The organism is Scatolibacter rhodanostii (assembly GCF_900197595.1).
Lineage (GTDB): Bacteria > Bacillota > Clostridia > Oscillospirales > Acutalibacteraceae > Scatolibacter > Scatolibacter rhodanostii.
The window spans coordinates 185,284-203,396 of sequence record NZ_FZLO01000001.1 but is presented as its reverse complement, the minus strand read 5'-3'; the positions used below and the strand labels follow the sequence as shown (position 1 = coordinate 203,396).

20 protein-coding genes are annotated in these 18,113 nt (G+C 38.0%); 9 read left to right on the top strand and 11 right to left on the bottom strand.

Annotated elements, in window-relative coordinates:
* Positions 1 to 248: 248 nt before the first annotated feature.
* Positions 249 to 1,187: a recombinase zinc ribbon domain-containing protein gene (locus tag CS931_RS00950; RefSeq protein ID WP_099203889.1), complete on the top strand. Its 939-nt coding sequence runs from the start codon at positions 249 to 251 to the stop codon at positions 1,185 to 1,187.
* Here CS931_RS00950 and CS931_RS00945 read toward each other — a convergent pair.
* Together CS931_RS00945 and CS931_RS12765 are read right to left on the bottom strand one after the other, a co-directional pair.
* The gene (locus CS931_RS00945) at positions 1,070 to 2,701 is read right to left on the bottom strand and encodes a recombinase family protein (protein WP_370738174.1); all 1,632 of its coding nucleotides are present in this window, start codon (positions 2,699 to 2,701) and stop codon (positions 1,070 to 1,072) included. The genes CS931_RS00950 and CS931_RS00945 overlap by 118 nt on opposite strands.
* Positions 2,702 to 2,827: 126 nt before the next feature.
* Entirely contained in the window at positions 2,828 to 2,989 is a 162-nt protein-coding gene (locus CS931_RS12765) for a hypothetical protein (protein ID WP_200814923.1), read from the bottom strand.
* 232 nt (positions 2,990 to 3,221) lie between these two features.
* Here CS931_RS12765 and CS931_RS00940 point away from each other — a divergent pair, with 232 nt between their 5' ends.
* Complete coding sequence (locus CS931_RS00940) at positions 3,222 to 3,482, top strand: hypothetical protein (protein WP_143826213.1); 261 nt, start codon at positions 3,222 to 3,224, stop codon at positions 3,480 to 3,482.
* 104 nt (positions 3,483 to 3,586) lie between these two features.
* Here CS931_RS00940 and CS931_RS00935 read toward each other — a convergent pair whose 3' ends face one another.
* The gene (locus tag CS931_RS00935) at positions 3,587 to 4,009 is read right to left on the bottom strand and encodes an RNA polymerase sigma factor (protein ID WP_099203886.1); all 423 of its coding nucleotides are present in this window, start codon (positions 4,007 to 4,009) and stop codon (positions 3,587 to 3,589) included.
* Between the two features lie 395 nt (positions 4,010 to 4,404).
* Positions 4,405 to 5,415: a type I glyceraldehyde-3-phosphate dehydrogenase gene (gap, locus tag CS931_RS00930; protein WP_099203885.1), complete on the bottom strand. Its 1,011-nt coding sequence runs from the start codon at positions 5,413 to 5,415 to the stop codon at positions 4,405 to 4,407.
* Positions 5,416 to 5,592: 177 nt separating this feature from the next.
* Between gap and CS931_RS00925 the strand changes: the two genes are divergently transcribed.
* On the top strand, positions 5,593 to 6,447 hold the full coding sequence (locus CS931_RS00925; RefSeq protein ID WP_099203884.1) for a helix-turn-helix domain-containing protein: 855 nt from the start codon (positions 5,593 to 5,595) through the stop codon (positions 6,445 to 6,447).
* A 198-nt stretch (positions 6,448 to 6,645) separates the two neighbouring features.
* On the opposite strand, the gene CS931_RS00920 is transcribed toward CS931_RS00925, so the two are convergent.
* The 7 genes from CS931_RS00920 to CS931_RS00890 form a co-directional block, all read right to left on the bottom strand.
* Positions 6,646 to 8,046, bottom strand: a complete 1,401-nt coding sequence (locus CS931_RS00920) for a relaxase/mobilization nuclease domain-containing protein (protein ID WP_099203883.1) — start codon at positions 8,044 to 8,046, stop codon at positions 6,646 to 6,648.
* 80 nt (positions 8,047 to 8,126) lie between these two features.
* Positions 8,127 to 8,600, bottom strand: a complete 474-nt coding sequence (locus CS931_RS00915; RefSeq protein WP_143826212.1) for a hypothetical protein — start codon at positions 8,598 to 8,600, stop codon at positions 8,127 to 8,129.
* On the bottom strand, positions 8,537 to 8,773 hold the full coding sequence (locus CS931_RS00910) for a hypothetical protein (protein WP_242964900.1): 237 nt from the start codon (positions 8,771 to 8,773) through the stop codon (positions 8,537 to 8,539). The genes CS931_RS00915 and CS931_RS00910 overlap by 64 nt, the downstream gene beginning before the upstream one ends.
* A gap of 52 nt (positions 8,774 to 8,825) precedes the next feature.
* On the bottom strand, positions 8,826 to 9,749 hold the full coding sequence (locus CS931_RS00905) for an ABC transporter ATP-binding protein (protein ID WP_099203880.1): 924 nt from the start codon (positions 9,747 to 9,749) through the stop codon (positions 8,826 to 8,828).
* 112 nt (positions 9,750 to 9,861) lie between these two features.
* Entirely contained in the window at positions 9,862 to 10,632 is a 771-nt protein-coding gene (locus CS931_RS00900) for an ABC transporter permease (RefSeq protein ID WP_099203879.1), read from the bottom strand.
* 103 nt (positions 10,633 to 10,735) lie between these two features.
* Positions 10,736 to 11,659 (bottom strand): sensor histidine kinase, encoded by a 924-nt coding sequence (locus CS931_RS00895; protein ID WP_099203878.1) that lies wholly within the window; start codon positions 11,657 to 11,659, stop codon positions 10,736 to 10,738.
* 2 nt (positions 11,660 to 11,661) lie between these two features.
* Complete coding sequence (locus tag CS931_RS00890) at positions 11,662 to 12,360, bottom strand: response regulator transcription factor (protein WP_099203877.1); 699 nt, start codon at positions 12,358 to 12,360, stop codon at positions 11,662 to 11,664.
* 338 nt (positions 12,361 to 12,698) lie between these two features.
* Here CS931_RS00890 and CS931_RS00885 point away from each other — a divergent pair, with 338 nt between their 5' ends.
* Genes CS931_RS00885 through CS931_RS00860 form a run of 6 tightly spaced genes read left to right on the top strand, consistent with a single transcriptional unit; the run spans position 12,699 to position 17,824 of the window.
* Positions 12,699 to 13,406 (top strand): lantibiotic protection ABC transporter ATP-binding protein, encoded by a 708-nt coding sequence (locus tag CS931_RS00885; RefSeq protein ID WP_099203876.1) that lies wholly within the window; start codon positions 12,699 to 12,701, stop codon positions 13,404 to 13,406.
* Between the two features lies 1 nt (position 13,407).
* Positions 13,408 to 14,136, top strand: a complete 729-nt coding sequence (locus CS931_RS00880) for a lantibiotic immunity ABC transporter MutE/EpiE family permease subunit (RefSeq protein ID WP_099203875.1) — start codon at positions 13,408 to 13,410, stop codon at positions 14,134 to 14,136.
* A complete protein-coding gene (locus tag CS931_RS00875) occupies positions 14,137 to 14,877 on the top strand; it encodes a lantibiotic immunity ABC transporter MutG family permease subunit (protein ID WP_099203874.1) in 741 nt (246 codons plus the stop codon).
* Positions 14,878 to 14,902: 25 nt separating this feature from the next.
* A complete protein-coding gene (locus CS931_RS00870; RefSeq protein WP_099203873.1) occupies positions 14,903 to 15,724 on the top strand; it encodes a NisI/SpaI family lantibiotic immunity lipoprotein in 822 nt (273 codons plus the stop codon).
* Between the two features lie 55 nt (positions 15,725 to 15,779).
* Entirely contained in the window at positions 15,780 to 16,439 is a 660-nt protein-coding gene (locus tag CS931_RS00865; RefSeq protein ID WP_099203872.1) for a response regulator transcription factor, read from the top strand.
* Positions 16,430 to 17,824, top strand: coding sequence for a sensor histidine kinase (locus CS931_RS00860; RefSeq protein WP_099203871.1), 1,395 nt, complete (start codon positions 16,430 to 16,432; stop codon positions 17,822 to 17,824). The genes CS931_RS00865 and CS931_RS00860 overlap by 10 nt, the downstream gene beginning before the upstream one ends.
* Positions 17,825 to 18,113: the final 289 nt, after the last annotated feature.

Here is an 18,113-nt window from a genome sequence, read left to right as displayed (position 1 = left end):
GTATCCAGTTAGTTTTTAAAGTACAGCTAAATTTGATTATACATTTTTGTTTTGAATAACTAGTTTTACATATTGTGCATTTGGTTTATGGATAACTAATTTCTATTCCCTAAAAAGATAAAACACTTCGTGTTCCGAGAGAAAAACTGGCGAAATCAAAAAAACTAAAAAAGTTTGTAAATCATAAAACTTTTTGCAAACTTCACTTGTCTTAGTAGTATCAATTCAAAATCAAAGGAGAAAGTATCATGGTTAAAAAACTAATTGCTCTTGCACTTTGCGTGGTTTCTGTCTTTTCTGTCGCTGCCTGTGCAGCGGAAGAAGAAACCTCTAGTTCTTCCAAACCTGAAAAAACGCATAGCCTAGAACACGCACATGTTCTTTCAGGGATTGTGAAGTGTCCCCTATGCGGTGCTTCCATGTATGGAAGTGTTAACCGCAAAAAGAAAAAAGGTGCTGAGGGTTACTACACAGATATGTGGTATTATATTTGCAAAAACAGAAAAAATCCATCAGGAAAGCCATGTTCTTTTAAAACACATATAAGGCAAGATATTATTAACACCGAGGTTGAAGCTGTTATAAAGTGGGTTCTGTCAGATTCGGATTTTAATGAGATAATTTTAAAGCGTGTAGGTTCAAACAATCATCTTTCGGAGCTTTTGCAAGAACAGGAGAGACTGCAAACAGAGAAGCAAAAATTAGAGACAAGGAAGAAAAAACTTTTATCCAAAATGGGAGCTTTGAATCCAGAAGATGATTTGTATGATGAACTATATGATGAAATACAGGGTGTTTTGAGGATGCAGCTTGAACAGATAAAAGTGATTGATGAGAATCTAGTTACGAATTCTTTATCTCTGGACAATGCCAGAAATGACACTTTTTCTGCAAGTAAATACAATGAAATATTAAGTATGCTGATTGAAGAAATGGATAAGATGCCAGATGAAGACGAAAAATTAATCATGCAGAGTATTCTTGAGAAAATAGAAATCTATCCCGAAAGACAGGCTGATGGACGCTGGGTTCGTAGGATACAATTTAAAATTCCACTAAACATCAATAATCAGCTGTATGATACAATTGATATCGAAGACAAAATCTCCCTACCTTTAGACGAACAGGATGAGACGTGCGTACTTTTATCCCACAAAAACCCACAAACATCTCCACCGTCTTTATAAACAGGAAAATTGAATAAAATAGACTTCAAAGGCAATTCAGCCTTGTCACATGGGAAAATCTCTATTTCTTTGATTAACGAAGAAATCAGAGATTTTTTCTCTTCCTCGCTGATTTTATCATATACCTTATCAAAGTTTTCCAGTAGGGTGTAGATGTTTTCCAGTGTGATGGCATCTTGCTCCACGGCTTTGCGGCGCAGCTTTACATCTTCAATTTTTTCTTCAAGCTCTACGATGGTGTCATACAGCCCATCAAGACGGAGGGTCATATCGTGGAGCTTGCGTTCTCTAAAACGGGTATCTTCCGGCAGACTGTCAATTTCATTTTCAAGACGAGTTTTATTGAGTTCCACTTCTCTAAGCTTATTTTCATAGTTTTTGAGTTCTCTATTTAAAGTGGAAGTATCAATTTCCTTGCCTATCCTTGATTTGATTTCTGTCGCAAAATCCTGATTTTTAATCAGTTCTCTGATTGCCTCAATGACAAGCGGCTCAATATCGGTTTTTTTGAGCATGGCTTTATAATCACAGCTTTTTCCCCGTGCAGTGCGAGCCTTGCTGCATACATAATAGTAAATTTCTTTATATGTACCGTCTTTGTTTGTCCAAGCGTGTTTATTGGTGTACATCGGGCCGCCACATTTGGGGCATTTTAAAATACCACTTAATAAGTGCGCCCTGTCCCGACCAATTTTGGACGGGGATTTAATGCCTGTTAATTCACGTTTTTCATGCGCTTCATTCCATAGTTCCTCATCTATGATAGCCTCGTGCTGACCGTCTGCAATAATATATTCATCTTGGTGTACTTGGCGGTATTCGTTTTTTGTACCTTTGACCTTTTCTCTTGTTCGTCTGCCAAAAGCAATTTTTCCAGTGTACACAGGATTGTCGATTATCATTCTGACAAAATGCGTACTCCATTGTGAAAGAGTACCGTTGGCACGTTTGATTTTTGGGATACCCTGCAAATTTAGATAGTTTGCAATTTTATAAAATCCCATATTGCCATTTACATATTTATCAAAGATAATTCGTATCGCTTCTGCTTCATTTTCTTGGATATAGAGCTGCTTATCTTTGAGGTAGTAACCATAGGGAGCAAACCCACCATTCCAGCCACCTTGACGGGCTTTTTCTTTTCTTCCGTTCATTGTCTGCTCTATGATATTTTCACGTTCTATTTCAGCAACAGCAGACAACACAGAGATTAGAAGTTTTCCGCTTGTCTGCGAGGAATCAATTCCTTCCTCAATGCAAATTAAGTTTACGCCAAAGGATTGAACGTGTTCCAAAGAATTTAAAATATCGGCTGCATTTCTGCCAAAGCGGGAGAGCTTATAGACTAAGATATATTCAATTTCCAAGCCATTTTCAATATCATACAGCATTTGTTTAAAAGCGGGTCTGCCTTCTATGGATTTGCCGGATTTACCAGCATCTTCGTAAATGTCTACGATCTCCATTTCTTCTCTGTCTGCAAAACGCCTTAAGCTGTTTTTCTGCCCGTCCAAGCTGAACCCATCAACCTGCATTTCGGTACTTACACGAGGGTAAAGTACACATTTTTTCCACTCCGATTCATAATAGTTGACCTCCAATCAATGATTGGAAAACATCAATCCATAAGCACTGCTCGTTTAGACAACACGATTGATTTCATCTAAGACCTCTGCACCATGTTTTTCTATAATCTGAGAAAGTACATTGATAAAATCCTGATATGCTTTGGTTTTCTCATAAGAATTAGGTGGTGTAACAGCAGTAGCAGTAGGAACAGGTGCATTTTTGATATTTTCCATTCGCAATCACCTCCAAGTGTCTTGCTTATATAAAGTATAAGCGTATCGACGATTTATGAAAAGTTTGTCGCTGTATCATTTATAGTAAAACCAAGCACACCGCAAATTTGCTTAAAACAAAAGTGCGGTGCGGTTAGTTTTATCAGTTTGCCGTATTTGCCACGCACCCCGGCAAGGGGATATTTTGAGCTGCCATTAGCTTGGCATCATAGTCCCAAGGTACCGTATATGCTTGTCCCAAAAGCTACGCATACCGCAGGAACTCCCCCTCAAGTCTGTGGGAGGTCGTGAGAAAGTATCATTATCCCTTATGTGTGTTATTGCGGCGAATGTGCCACCGTTCGGTCTAATGGCTGCATTTATCGCTCCAACTGCTGTAATACCCCTACTCCTAAAGGCTCTCATCAATTATTTGGTTTCCTTTTTTGGCAGGGGTGTTACAACGGTCATCATGGCGCTGCCCATTATATCGCTTTGCTTTTCAGCCACATAAGTTTCGTACTCAAAATACCGTATATTCAATTGTCAAGGAACTGGGGGAAGATTTTACCTCCCTCTATATACCCTGACTTTTTTCCGTAGGAAACGGAACATGATTTAGGAGAAATTTTTAAAATATTTTTCTATGGTATGTAAACCTCTTTCGATACCAATGCGGACAGCTTTTTCACTTACACCTTCTGCTTTGGCAATAGCTGTCTTGCTCATGCCCATAAAATAATGAGCATATATACGCTTTGCCTGCTTGTCCGGCAGAGAAGCAATGGCAGCGTGGAGCTGCTGACTTGTGAGCTTACGTTCGTAAATCTCATCGGGTGAGAGAGGAACAAACAAGATGTCATGCTCAATTCCATCCCCACGATCAAGAGAATAGTGAGCTTTGTAGCGGTATTTCTTTCTCTCATATGTTGCCTCAGCTCTTGCAGATTCCTCAAAAATAGCGAACAGCTCGTCAGATACTTCTACATAGGTGTCTTGCGTGTAGTAGAGGTAATAATCTTTTAAATTAATTATTTTCATGGTCTTACCATCCCTTCGTTTTTTTGTTTGCTGAAATCGAAAGGATGGTGGTGGAGAACGGCAGTGAGGCTCTATAAACGCAAAAATGCCCGACTGAACAAAGCTCAATCGGGCATGAAAATATTTATGTATTATTTTGCATAAGTGTCTTATATCTATTAAACTGTAATAGATTTGAGCAGGTAGATTACTTTTTTTAACTGCTTACCATATACCAATATTGTAAAACCAAATAAAAACATAGCGATACCTCCTTAGATACCGCCATATCCTCAAAAAAAGGTGTACTAATTACACCTCCATAATTTTATTTAGTTATGGCGGCTTTGATTTTAGTTCAAAACCGCCATTTGCTTTTAAACACAATAAGACAATTTTACAATGCGGTTTTAATATTATAATTCAGCAAAGTATTTAATTGTTCTAACCATTTGGCTTGTATACGAATTTTCATTATCGTACCATGCCACAACTTTAACTAAAGACTTCCCGTCAGGAAGTGAAGTAACCTTTGTCTGCGTAGCATCAAATAATGAACCATATGTTATACCGATTATGTCAGAGGATACCAACTGTTCTTCTGTATATCCAAATGAATCAGAAGATGCCGCTTTCATAGCAGTATTTATGTCATCTTTCTTTAACGTCTCATTGACTACTGCGACTAACTCTGTCACCGAACCAGCCGGTACTGGCACACGTTGAGATACACCGTCTAATTTCCCCTCTAATTTTGGAATTACCAGTCCTATTGCTTTGGCAGCACCAGAAGAAGTTGGTACGATATTTAAGGCGGCTGCGCGTGCTCTTCGCAAATCGCCCTTTGCATGAGGGCCGTCAAGAGTCATTTGGTCACCTGTATAAGCGTGAATCGTTGTCATAAATCCTTTTTCAATTGGAGCCAATTTATCAAGTACATCAACCATCAGAGCCAAACAATTTGTTGTGCAAGAAGCCGCTGAAATAACCGTATCATTTTTGTTCAAAACATTTTCGTTTACTCCATAAACAATTGTGGGCAGATCATTTCCAGCCGGAGCGGAGATAACGACCTTTTTAGCTCCTGCTTCAATATGGGCTGATGCTTTTTGTTTTGATGTAAAAAATCCTGTACATTCTAAAACCACATCTACGTCAAGCTTACTCCAAGGAAGATTTTTAGGATCCTTTTGAGCGTAAATTTCGATTTCTTTTCCTGCTACCACAATAGAACTTTCTTTTGCTTCCACCTTATCAGCTAAAGAATATCGACCCTGTGCAGAATCGTACTTTAATAAATGAGCCAACATCTGTGGACTGGTTAAGTCATTAATTGCCACTACCTCATATCCCTCTGCGGAGAACATTTGTCTGAAAGCAAGTCGACCAATGCGTCCAAAGCCGTTAATTGCAACCTTTACTGCCATAATTTATTTTCCTCCTTGTTAATTGAAAAATCATTTTAGCATAACTTTACATAGTAAAAAGTTGGCTAATATGTTGATATTATATCCTTTTGTTACATTAATATTTTATAGCTTGCGCTTCTGTGGTACAATGTAATAAACGAAGATTTTAACTATACTATCTGTAAGGAGAGAATTATGCCACAAATAGACAGATATAAAAACAGGACTGTTAATATAGATTTTTTTGCCATAGAAGATTTTAAAGAGCTGCCATATCAGAATCGGTTTACTATAGTATTTGTCACCAGTGGGAGCATAAAAGGAACGTTGAATAATCGTCCTATTGCAATTTCTGCACCTGGAGTACTTTGTTTGTCACAAACTGATGAAATACAAGTCTTTGAAAGAGAGAAAGTATCTGCTCAATCGTTCAGCTTTGACCCGGATTTTCTTAATACGATACCAATTTCAAGAACCGAAGATTATTTTATGCCTAATTTAAAAATACACACAGGGTTATCTTTATTTCAAAGAGATAGTACGCATACAGGAGTGCCCGCTATTCACACAAAAGCATATTCAAAATTATTAGATTGGTTTTTTATTATAGGAACAGAAGTATTTGCTCAAAGCGATTCACTTTGGGTTTGCAGAATCAAAAAAAATCTTATTCAAATGTTAGGTTTGATTGAAAGCTTAAATTCGGAAAATGGACAATCACCTGTTGATTTGGTTTTAGAATATATACACACTAACTATGCTAATAAAATTACTTTAGACGATTTAACACAATGTGCTCACCTCAACCGCGTTTCTCTCAATGAAATGTTTCATAAACGGTGTAATTGTACAGCAATGTCATATCTATTATCATATCGATTAAAAGTTGCAGAAGAGTTGCTCACCCATACTGGAATGAGTTTAAATGAAATTGCACGTTCGACAGGATTTGAGTACGATACCTATTTCATTAAGCAATTTACTACTAAACAGGGAATGACCCCTACTTCATTCCGAAATGCTTCTCGTAAACTTGCTAGTAACTTATAAAACTTTATTAAACCAATATTCCTTTCTTACTGTACTGGCAAGCAGGGCAAGGTGGTACACACCTTGCGATTTTGCTCAAAATTCCCTGACGGGATTTTTGGCAAATCTGCTTGTTGGGGAGTATCCCCAATCCCCATTTGAACACTACCTTGTGGTAGTGGCTACGCCTCCTGCGGAGGCTATAAAACACAGGTCAGCTCATCGCTGTTCCTGTGTTTTTTCTTTCTCTTTCAAGGAGTCATCATATCCTAAAAGGCGGTCAACGTTTGCCTTTGCGGTCTGGACTTCCTGCATGGATTTTTTAACAGTCAGATACTCAGCATACGCTTTTTTCTTAGTGGAGAGCAGCTCTGCATATTCCGCTTGGAGGGTCTTGACGGTGGGGAGTTTTTTCGTCTGCAATTTATCAAAAGCTGCCTTTGACGCCTTGTGTAAAAGCAAATCGGCAGTGTATTCCTCATAAAACCTTTTTGAATATCCTGCTTTACGGTAGGCGGTATAAGTATCACGAGTTTTTGCGTAATTAATGATGTGGGTTTTCAGTACAGCAATCTCGCCCATACGCTTTTCAGCAGCTTTGATTTTGGCAGAAAGCTCATTAAATGCAGAGGTTGTGGTTTGAGCTTTTTGCTCCAAATCCTTATAGGCAAGGAGATTGTTTTCTGATAAAAAGTTGATAGTCTGTGCCATCTGCTTGAGGTTAAAAACCTTTGCCCATCGTTCGTAGCTTGCCCCTTTTCCTGCCTGTAATTTTGCCTGTATATCCACAAGCAGATTAATACGCTGCACAGGTTTTTGTGTTGGTTTTCTTTTGGAGGTAAGCGGCTTAATTCCTTTGATAGTGGCTCTGATTTCGTCCTCAGAATACCCCTCGCCAAGAGAGCGAAAACGGATAGGCTTTTTCTGGTCTTTACCTAAAAAAGATATGTGTTTTCCCTGCTTAATTTCATATCCTGCGGCTTGCATTTCAAGCAGAAAAGTATTGAAATCGGCAGGCTTTTTCGTAAGAACCGCATCAATAGCTTCTCTAATTTTATCGGAGAAAGAGGGAGCTTTTTTATTGCCAAGCCACTTGCCATAATTGGTTTTCCCACGCTTTGGATTTTCGATAATGGACAGTCCATATTCAAGGCAAAGGCGGTCACTAATTTTTCCGACAGCTCTGCCGGAGCCTAAAAAATCTCTGAACTTTTTAGTGCAGTTCAGAGAGGTGGAATTATAAATAATGTGGTTGTGAATGTGAGCCTTGTCAACATGGGTTGCAACGATAAAAGCGTACTTTCCTTTTGTCCATTTCAATCCAAGCTCATAGCCGATTTGATTAGCAAGCTCTGGTGTGATTTCCCCCGGCTTAAAGGATTGGCGTATCTGATAGGCAATCACATCATTGGTTTGCTCTCGACCAGTTATTTGGTGGTACTGCCGCTTAGAAAGCATAAATTCTCCCTGCACCGTGCGAGGGTCACATTCATAGGAGCTGATGAGTTCGCCATCATTGGTTTTATCGGGATTTTGAGCGTAATCAGTACGGTCAGAAATACACTGTGCTATGCTCTTGCCTTTGTTCTGGTGCATGGAAATTAGACGAGTGGTAGCCATAGGCAGTGCCCCCTTTCAGGCAAGAAAAAAGAGCTGCCAGCCGACAACTCTTGAAAACATATGTTATAATAAATTGGATTTTAGATTTCTTTGTACAAGCTCAAATCTTTTTGAATTTTCCTCTTTTCATTAGCTATATTTCTTATAGAATTGGATTTGTAATACTCCTTCAGAAGTAAGTTGATTATTACAGATAAAAAAGCAATGACAGTTAAGGTGTTGTTTATGGTATCGGTTGCGTTAATTCGCATTGTTAATATTACTAGCAAGGCGGCAAGACCCAAAACAGCAGTGAGTGAGGCTAGAAAATGATATATTAATTCCTTTTTTTCTTGATTGTTACGCAGTGGAGTGACATCTATTTTTTCATCATTTTCCGCTATTATTTCTTTAATATCCGAAGTATCACAGTCAAGGAAACTTGTGACAAACTCCGTTAGTTCTTGGTTGGAATATGCTTCAATTTCTCTTAAGATGTTTTCTTTTTCTTTTACTGAAATGTTCCCCTCAAAAAAGTCCACAAGTTTATCTTCATTTTCTTCAAATATCTGCATAAGTAAATCAACCATCTTTTGTGATTTTTCAGCATATTTAGTTTGAATCTTAGGATAATCCACGGTGTATAGGAAAATGCTGTCCACCTGTAAAACTGCATAGGTGCAATCTCTGCATCCAAACCAAAATAGAATATGGCGATAAGCGGCATAAAGATAGAAGCTAACAACATCAGCCAAATAAATTTTCTTCTGCGAAGCTTCAAAAACTCCGTTTGAATCAGACTAAGCAATGCCTTCTCCTCCTGTGACTTTCTTGAAGTAGTCCTCCAGCGTGTCATTGCAAAGCTGTGAGCTTATGACTGAAATGTTCTCCAGCATTAAAGTTTTATTTACTTCTGCCATGTCAAGAGTTGTATCATAAAGTCGCAGCGTATGGTCATCCTGAATCGAGTATTCTTCTACACAAAATTTACGCTCCAGTATCAAAGCTGCTTTTGCTGTGTCAGAAACTTGCAGCAGAATATACTTACCGTTTTTCTTTTGAAGCTCTGCCAAGCTATTTTCTTCTAACAAAACTCCGTCATGAATGATTCCGATATCATCGGCTAGCAAGGCAATTTCAGAAAGAATATGACTGGAAATCAAAATGGTTTTGCCTCGTTCTACGCATAAATCTTTGATAAATTTTCTAACCTCGGCAATACCGATAGGGTCAAGTCCGTTCGTCGGCTCATCAAGTATCAGAAGTTCCGGGTCATGCAAAATGGCATTAGCTATGCCAAGACGCTGTTTCATACCCAATGAATATTTACTGAAAATCTTTTTGTCTTTATACGGCAAGCCAACCACCTCAAGTGCCTCTTTAACAGCGTTTGGCTTTGTAGTTCCTCTCAGCTTGGCAAAGATTTCAAGATTTTCTGTCCCCGTTAGATTGGGATAGAAACCAGGTGTTTCGATAATCGCCCCAATGCGAGGATAGATTCGCTTTTCATTTCCCTTGACATTTTTCCCAAAAACAAAAGCTTCCCCAGAATGAATAGAAGTAAGACCCAGCATCATTTTCATAATGGTGGTTTTTCCTGCTCCATTGCGCCCAAGCAAACCATAAATGCGGCCTTTTTTTACATGCATATTCACTTTATTGACAGCAGTTTGCTCTCCATATACTTTGGTCAACTGCCGAGTTTCTATCATTAAATTATCCATTTCTTTTTTCCTCTCTTAATTCTTTTTGAAAACAACATGACGGTATGCTTACCATTACTGTTATATTCAATCAAAACTTCTCTTTTCTACAACAAAAAATAATTTTCATCATTCAAATATCTTGCTTCTTCAGAGCTATAATGGAAGCTGTGCTGAAGATAACGCCAACAATACCCATATTCAATAAGCATACCTTATAATTAGGGATTGCCTCTGCAACCCGCAGCAAACCATACACCATATCTGCTGCTGTAGGTGATGAAAAGCTATAAATGCACAAGGCATTAACCAACGGATGTATACCCATAAAAGGAGCGGGCAAAAGAATGACCGGCAGTAAATACAGAAGAGTTGCTCCGATTGGCAGCAAATAGCTTTTCCCTAGAACAGCTAAAAAAACAATTGGCAGCATAGACAGAGGAACAAGGGCACTTCCTTCTGCAAATAAAGTGAAAGCCTGTAAAATTGTTTGCTTATTTAGGTCAGGAAATCCTCCTGCCAAAAAGCCGCCTGCTACTGTAAATAGAAAGGTATACAGGCACAGCACCAAAGACAGCAAAAATAAAGTGATGACCTTAGAAAAATAAAGCCGACTTCTAGAAATAGGAATAATCAGCAGTTCTTTGATGGTATCATTCTTGTGTTCATCAAAAAACAAAGAAGTCGCAAACATACCGAGTACAATCGGAAGAAAAACAGTTACCAGATTTTTAAATGTCATGGTATATAAGTCGCCAAAACTGTCCATATAGCGACTGCTCCTGGAAATACTAAATGCTCGTTCTATCGCAAAAACCACAAGCAGGGTTATCAAAATAAAAATACCCGTCATCATTTTTTTGCGTTTCAGTTTTAATAGTTCTGTTTGAATCATCGTCCACATGGCTCTTCTCCTTTCTTGTTTTCAGTATAGCACCCCAACCTTGCCATAACCTTGCCGAAATCTTATTTCTTTCTTGTTTTAGCAATAGAAAAACCCTGTGATGTCACAGGGTTTTCGGCAATGAAATCATAAATTTGGTTCCGGTGGTGGGAGTGCTGGTGGCCGTAATTGTTCCTTTGTGAGCACTGACTAGCTCCTGAACAATAGATAACCCAAGGCCGTTTCCTTTTGAGCCGCGAGATTCATCCCCTTGATACAACCGTTCAAAAATATGGGGTAAATCTTTTGCAGAAATCCCTTTGCCATTGTCCCACACTATTATTGTTGCTTGTTCTTCATTTTCTGAAATCCGAATAGATATTTGGTTTCCCTCGCCGTGTACAAAGATATTTTGAAACAAATTATTGAGGATTCGCCTATAAGCATTGCTGTCTATGGTTATGTTGTATTCGACTTCAGGAATATGAATTTCATACGCAAATTGTTTATCCTCTAGCATTGGAATCCAATCTGTCAGAATATTGCGAGAAAGTTCGTTTAAATCGCAGATTTCAAATTGAAAAACCTGTTCTTTAGCATCTAGCTTGACCCACTCAAACAGAGACTCCACAAAATCTTTCAGATAATGAGCTTTATCCAAAGCTACATTGATATATTCATCTTTTTCTTCGCCCGTCACCATCTTTTTCTGAACAGCCTCCAAATATCCGACCAAAGAAGTTAAAGGCGTTTTGACATCATGCGAAAGACTTGTCATAAGACGTTTATAGGCCTGCTCCGATTGTCTCAGACGTATAACCTGCGCTTGATCATTTATTGCTATTTCATTAATGCTATAGCAAATCTCTTTTGTCATATCATTTTTCCGTGTCAAAACACGACGATTTAAGTTTCCTTTTTTTATATCTTCTAATCCCTCTTTAATGAAAAAAAGCTGTTCCTTGACACGGCAAAGCCTTGTTGCAAGATAGACTATCAAACAAAGACATAAAAAAGTAGTGAAAAAGAAAAACAGTGTCCAATTCATCTTCACACCTCTTTATTAAAACGATAGCCAACACCATGTACGGTCAAAATATAAAATGGGTGTTCCGCATCAGGCTCAATTTTTTTTCGCAATTTACTGATAAATGACATAATATTGTTATCATCAAACGCATATTCGTCATCCCAAACCTGCGTATAAATCTGTTTTTTTGTAAAAACACGCCCTTTGTTAGAAGCAAGAAAGACCAGCAAATCAAATTCTTTGCCTGTGAGGTCAACTGTTTTTTCATTTATGCAAACCGTACGGGTTTCCTTGTCAATCGACATATTTTTTACATTGAGAATATCCGACGAAACAGCTTGATTGAATGTGGTGTAGCGCCGTACAAGAGAACCAATGCGAGCCATCAGCTCATTTATGCTGAATGGCTTTGTTAAATAATCATCCGCACCAAGGCGCAAACCCGTCACTTTATCAACTTCATCCCCTTTTGCTGTAAGCATAAGCACAGGAACCATACTGCTTTTTCTTAATTCGGATAATACCTGAAACCCATTTATGCCAGGCAGCATAACATCTAAAATCACAAGGCAATATATATTGTTTTGTTCTTCTATTTTTTTTAAGCCTGCATTCCCTGTATAGGCAATATCAGCTTCTAATTCTTGCTTTGTAACACACTTTTCTATCAATGCACAAAGCTCTATATCATCGTCTATAATTAAAACTTTATTAGTCATTTCTCTCTCCCACTATTTTATTACCCAGTCAAGCAGTATCCCATCTAACTATATTATCTGAATTTCTTCATCTAAACTAAAAATCAAGGTTAGCGTTTTTAACAAAGTGTAACATCGAATCTCTGACACTGTCAAGCTTATAAGAAATAGGTAGGGTGATATGCACGATTATAAATAATGATATAGCTAAATCTTGTTCTGCTTTTTATGAATTTTACTTTTAAAGAAAGGAAACACTATTGTGAAATAAAAAATTCACCTATAAAATATTTTTTCTTTATAAAATATTTAAAGTTTTCTTTTATAGTAAGAATCAGATAAACAAAAGGAAGGTATTTATGGATACTTATATTCTAAAAACAAAAGATCTTTGTCGTGACTTCAAGCGGCAGCATGCTGTTAGTGATATTTCACTTTCTATTACCAAAAATTCGGTTTACGGTTTGCTTGGGCCAAACGGTGCTGGAAAATCTACCACTTTGAAAATGATTACTGGAATGCTGCATCCAACCTCTGGTGAGATTTTTTTTGAAAATCATCCATGGAGCCGCAATGACCTAACAAAAATAGGCGCGCTAATTGAGTCTCCCCCACTGTATGAAAATCTTACGGCTAAAGAAAACTTAAAAGTTCGTACTCTCCTTCTGGGATTACCTGATTCTCGCATCCAGGAGGTCTTAGAAATTGTCAGTTTGACAGACACTGGGAAAAAGCACGCAGGACAGTTTTCAATGGGAATGAAACAGCGCCTTGGCATTGCAATCGCTTTATTAAATTATCCGAAATTGCTTATTTTAGACGAGCCAACAAATGGCCTTGATCCCATCGGTATTCAGGATTTACGTAACCTAATTCGATCCTTTCCTGAACAAGGCATCACTGTCATCTTGTCAAGCCATATCTTGTCTGAAGTAGAATTGATTGCAGATCACATTGGTATTATTGCGGGAGGCAGTCTAGGTTATGAAGGCAAAATTAATCCCGGTGAAGATTTGGAATCTTTATTCATGCAAGTTGTAAAGAACAGCAAAAAGGCAGGTGCCTAACATGGGTCTCTACTTCAAAGCAGAAAACTTGAAACTGAAGCGGACTTTTGTGCGAAAACTTGTGCTGCTTGCACCAGTAGCCACCTTGTTATTAGCATTGGTTTTGGCTTCTGAATGGCTGCAAATAAATGCATTTAACTGGTGGTATATTCTAATACTCCCCGGATATATCGCCTTGCTTTGCACGCTCTCTGATCAAAAAGAATCTCAAAAATTGAAATACCGTGCCATTCTTTCATTGCCAATTTCTCTAAAAAAGAATTGGATTGGAAAGAACCTAACCTTGATATTTTATATGGCATTGTCCCACTTGGTTTTATTAATTGGCATTTTACTTGGTGGTTCTATAGTACCAAATCCGTTGCTGATTAAATCCATCTTTATTGGGATAGCTCTCATTTTTATAACATCCCTATGGCAAATCCCACTTTGCTTGTTTTTGTCTAGGAAAATTGGTATGGTGGGAACTATACTTTTTCAAGTTGGTGTTGGTGATATGCTTGGTATTCTGTTTGCCAGTAAATCGTTGTGGTGGCTTTGTCCATACAACTGGACAGCACGAATGATTCCACCCATACTTGGGATTCTCCCTAATGGGACGTTGGCGCAAAGCGGTGACCCCATGCTAAATGCGGCCAGTATTCCAATTGCCATCATACTATCCTTATTATTGTTTGCCCTTCTTCTGCTTGCTACAGCCATATGGTACCCAAGACAGGAGGTGAAATAGATGCTCGGTCGTTGTATGTGCTCAGATTTTTACAAAATAAAACGTACTCCTGTTCTGTGGCTTCATGTCGCTATTCCTCTCCTAGGTACTTTTGCATTCTTAGGATATTATCATATTGTGCCAGATAACCACCAATTCAGTCGTATCAGCGGTTTTTTAGAAGTACTATGCATTGTCTTTCCAGCGCTAATTGGATTATTTTGTGGCCTGATGGCCGCACAGGAAGAACAGGCTGGCGGTTATCAATTTATGCTTACTGGAACAAAATCCAGAGCAACTGCCTACTTGAGTAAACTTTTTTTATTATTGCTTCTATCTGCTTTTTCTATTGCACTGGCTATTGGCGTTTTTGCAATAGGATACACCACTATATCCATACCATTTTATCTTCGTGCTACTTTTGCAATTTGGGGTGGAACTGTATTTTTATATGTTCTGCATCTATTTGTCAGTTTTCGTTTCGGTCGAGGGGCATCTATTGGATTAGGCATATTTGGCTGTCTAATTTCAGCTTTAATGTTAACTGGTTTGGGCGACAGTATTTGGCAATGGGTTCCATGGAGCTGGAATGCGCGCTTCTGCGATAACATGATATTAGCTATGCAAACTCCCTCTGCTGCTGCATTGGCAACAGCCAATATTCAGACAGGTGCCATTATATGCACAGCAGCTTCCATTTTATCTATTGCCGCAAGTCTGCTGTGGTTCAGATGTTGGAACGGTGCCAAGTCTAATGAATAGTCACTTATTGAACAAAGGAATAAATATGAAAAAGAATACATTCACTTTAATTTTATCTGCTATATTGCTTATGGTTTTCTTCTCTGGTTGTTCCAGTTTAAATCAAAAAATTGAGGAATACTCGAAAGACAAAGAACAGGCTTACCTGAATTCAGATGTCGCCACACAATTTATTTATAAGGAAACAAACTATACTATTCTAAACGACACAGTAGCAGAAGAAAATCTCGGAAACTGGGTCGGCTATATTCGAAAATTTGCTGTAATAGATAAAGATGGAAAAATGTTACTACAACAAGATATAAAAGAGACTACCTTTGAGACATTAGATGACATCGCTGATGATTATCCAGAAGCATCTTCTATTCTTTCATTCTTAAATATTTATGAAGCAAAAGAAAGTATTGAAACACAGCTTGTTGTTAATGTCAACGACAAGTTTTATAAAGCAATTCAAACAAATCTAAAAAATGATTCTGATCAGATTTTTGACTATCGCCAAAATCCGGACAAAGGTTCTAGCGAAAGTTTTACCGTGAATTCTGAAAACTCTACACAGTTAATTAGCGGAGAAAACATATATCAGATTACCGACCAGATGATTCCTGAAGAAGATATTGGAGAATATCTCGATGTTATCGCACAATCGATTGTCTTTGATGGCGAAACGAAGCTGAAAATTTCAAAGGAGGATTTATCCAAGCTTGATTGGGATGGAAAAAATTCTGAAGCAAAGAAACGTGAAAATTGGTTTTATGGTGAAGTTCATGCCGTTCAAGATACCGATGTATCAGAATCGATTGCGGTTGAGATAAATTTCGAATATCGGCTTGCAACCCGCTTATAATACAGACAAAATTCAATCCTTGTGGTATGATAACAGACGGAAAGGAAGTGGACGTGTGGCAACCATACTTGCTATAGATGATGATGCCGATATTTTGTCCTTGCTTAGCAGGACACTTCAAAAAGATGGTCATCTGGTAACAACTGCGTTATCACCAGATACGATTGAAACGGAAACCTTGAATCGTTTTGACTTAATCTTGCTTGATGTTATGATGCCTGGAACAGATGGATTTGCCTTTTGCCGAAAGATAAGAGATATGGTTGACTGTCCGATTCTATTTCTCACTGCAAAAACGTTAGAATCTGATGTAACAATAGGTTTTGCCTTAGGCGCAGATGACTACATTAAAAAGCCGTTTGGTACCAGTGAACTTCGAGCGCGAGTAAACGCACATCTGCGTCGAGAATCACGCGAAAAGCGACATGTACTGCATATTTCGGGATTGGATTTCAATCTTATGGCAAAGGAAGTCACCATCGATAAACAAAGAATTCCACTAACCAAAATTGAATATGGCATTTGTGAATATCTTGCTCAAAATCATGGCCAAGTATTTACGAAAGAGCAAATTTATGATGCGGTTTTTGGATATGATGCAGAAGGTGACAGTTTCACTGTGGCTGTGCATATCAAAAACATCCGGGCTAAATTTGCTACTTATCAAACGATTCCAATTTCGACAATTTGGGGGATTGGATACAAATGGGATTAAACAAAAATAAAAAACTCCGTATTTTCTTTGTCCAATACTTATTTGCTCTTTTGGCTGGATTTTTGATAATTATTATGACTGTGACTGCGTTATTCTTTATATCACTAAAAACAGGCTTTACTATTTCCGTCAGTGATGTTGAAAGCAGTATCGAAAGTCGAAAAGATATAATAGCATCAGCTGAAAGCGTAACACCTGACTTAATTCCAAACCTATGCAAATACGCTGTTGTAGACTATAATGGCAACTTCATTTCAGGTAATTTAACAGAAATACAGACCGATGAAGCATGGAATAGCATAAAAGAAGGACGCTTCTTTTCAAAAGAAGCTACAAATCCTTTTCCTATAAGTTTAGAATTTTCCTGTTACTTTCCCATTGAACGAACAGGAGAGTGGTGTATTCTTGAGTATTCTTCCCTAACCCAGTTTTCTCCCATGCTGTTACGCGAACACCTTCCTGCTCCGGAAATCACAGCAGCTTGGACGATTGCAGTCGCATTTATATTCGAAATTTTCTTGCTTTCTAGATTCTATGGAAAAAAAATCAGCCTCAAACTGCTTCCTCTAAGAAATGCTACAGAAAAAATACGCGCAAAAGACCTTAATTTTGAGATTCAATACAGTGGCATCGAAGAAATCGATTCCGCTCTGAAATCACTCAATAGCCTGAAGGTAGATTTGAAACGTTCTTTGGAAACACAATGGGAAATCGAACAATCTCGAAAAACACAAATGTCCTTTTTGGCTCACGATTTAAAGACTCCTCTTACTGTCATTCGTGGCAATGCCGAAATGCTTGACGACACAGAACAAACAGAAGAACAAAAAGAATGTACCCTTTACATTCGAAAAAACACAGACCAGATAGAGCAGTATATTCAAATGTTAATTGACCTTTCAAAAGTAGAGGGTGGATTTCCACTAAGACTAAAATCTATTGCAACAAAAGCTTTTCTGAACAGTTTATATACGCAGATTCACGCCCTGCTCTCTGTCAAACATATTCATTTAGAAACAAATGAAACTGACTTGCCAGATACTCTTTGCTTAGATATTTCTCAAATGTCCAGGGCTATTCTCAATATCGTTTCCAATGCGGTTGATTATTGCCCCGAGCAGGGCAAAATTATATTCTCAACATTTTATGACAAAAAGACAATTCACTTTCAAATTTCTGATACCGGAAAAGGGTTTTCTCCAATGGATTTGAAGAAGGCGAGAAATCAATTTTATCAGGCAGATTCTAGTAGGAATTCGAAGTTTCATTATGGTATGGGGTTGTTTATTGCAGATTCTATTGTGAAGCAGCATGGTGGCGTACTTTCTCTTGGCAACGTATCTGCTGCAGGTGGAGCAAAAGTTGTCATCGGCCTTCCGGTATAATGAATAAAAACTAAAATGTATTTGTGGAAAACCAATCTTCCTCACACACAATTTGTTCTATTACACCATTCAAAAACATATTTGAAGTCTAAGTTCTCTTCCCCATGTTGTAATGAGCAATATCCAATTTTTTTCTTGCCTCGTAATCAGGCAACTTCTATTTGCATTACTCTAAATAATACTAATGGTTCTGTAAGCCATATCACTGACTATGCACTAAGTCAAAATGGAGAACGAAACAAAAAAATCCAGAAAAGTAGATTACCTACCTTTCTGGACTTTTTATTGA

Bases quoted from the DNA above. Each gene is read 5' to 3' on its own strand.
- CS931_RS00950 (WP_099203889.1), top strand. From the start codon at position 249: ATGGTTAAAAAACTAATTGCTCTTGCACTTTGCGTGGTTTCTGTCTTT.
- CS931_RS12765 (WP_200814923.1), bottom strand. From the start codon at position 2,989: ATGGAAAATATCAAAAATGCACCTGTTCCTACTGCTACTGCTGTTACA.
- CS931_RS00935 (WP_099203886.1), bottom strand. From the start codon at position 4,009: ATGAAAATAATTAATTTAAAAGATTATTACCTCTACTACACGCAAGAC.
- gap (WP_099203885.1), bottom strand. From the start codon at position 5,415: ATGGCAGTAAAGGTTGCAATTAACGGCTTTGGACGCATTGGTCGACTT.
- CS931_RS00925 (WP_099203884.1), top strand. From the start codon at position 5,593: ATGCCACAAATAGACAGATATAAAAACAGGACTGTTAATATAGATTTT.
- CS931_RS00920 (WP_099203883.1), bottom strand. From the start codon at position 8,046: ATGGCTACCACTCGTCTAATTTCCATGCACCAGAACAAAGGCAAGAGC.
- CS931_RS00915 (WP_143826212.1), bottom strand. From the start codon at position 8,600: ATGCAGATATTTGAAGAAAATGAAGATAAACTTGTGGACTTTTTTGAG.
- CS931_RS00910 (WP_242964900.1), bottom strand. From the start codon at position 8,773: ATGTTGTTAGCTTCTATCTTTATGCCGCTTATCGCCATATTCTATTTT.
- CS931_RS00905 (WP_099203880.1), bottom strand. From the start codon at position 9,749: ATGGATAATTTAATGATAGAAACTCGGCAGTTGACCAAAGTATATGGA.
- CS931_RS00900 (WP_099203879.1), bottom strand. From the start codon at position 10,632: ATGTGGACGATGATTCAAACAGAACTATTAAAACTGAAACGCAAAAAA.
- CS931_RS00895 (WP_099203878.1), bottom strand. From the start codon at position 11,659: ATGAATTGGACACTGTTTTTCTTTTTCACTACTTTTTTATGTCTTTGT.
- CS931_RS00890 (WP_099203877.1), bottom strand. From the start codon at position 12,360: ATGACTAATAAAGTTTTAATTATAGACGATGATATAGAGCTTTGTGCA.
- CS931_RS00885 (WP_099203876.1), top strand. From the start codon at position 12,699: ATGGATACTTATATTCTAAAAACAAAAGATCTTTGTCGTGACTTCAAG.
- CS931_RS00880 (WP_099203875.1), top strand. From the start codon at position 13,408: ATGGGTCTCTACTTCAAAGCAGAAAACTTGAAACTGAAGCGGACTTTT.
- CS931_RS00875 (WP_099203874.1), top strand. From the start codon at position 14,137: ATGCTCGGTCGTTGTATGTGCTCAGATTTTTACAAAATAAAACGTACT.
- CS931_RS00870 (WP_099203873.1), top strand. From the start codon at position 14,903: ATGAAAAAGAATACATTCACTTTAATTTTATCTGCTATATTGCTTATG.
- CS931_RS00860 (WP_099203871.1), top strand. From the start codon at position 16,430: ATGGGATTAAACAAAAATAAAAAACTCCGTATTTTCTTTGTCCAATAC.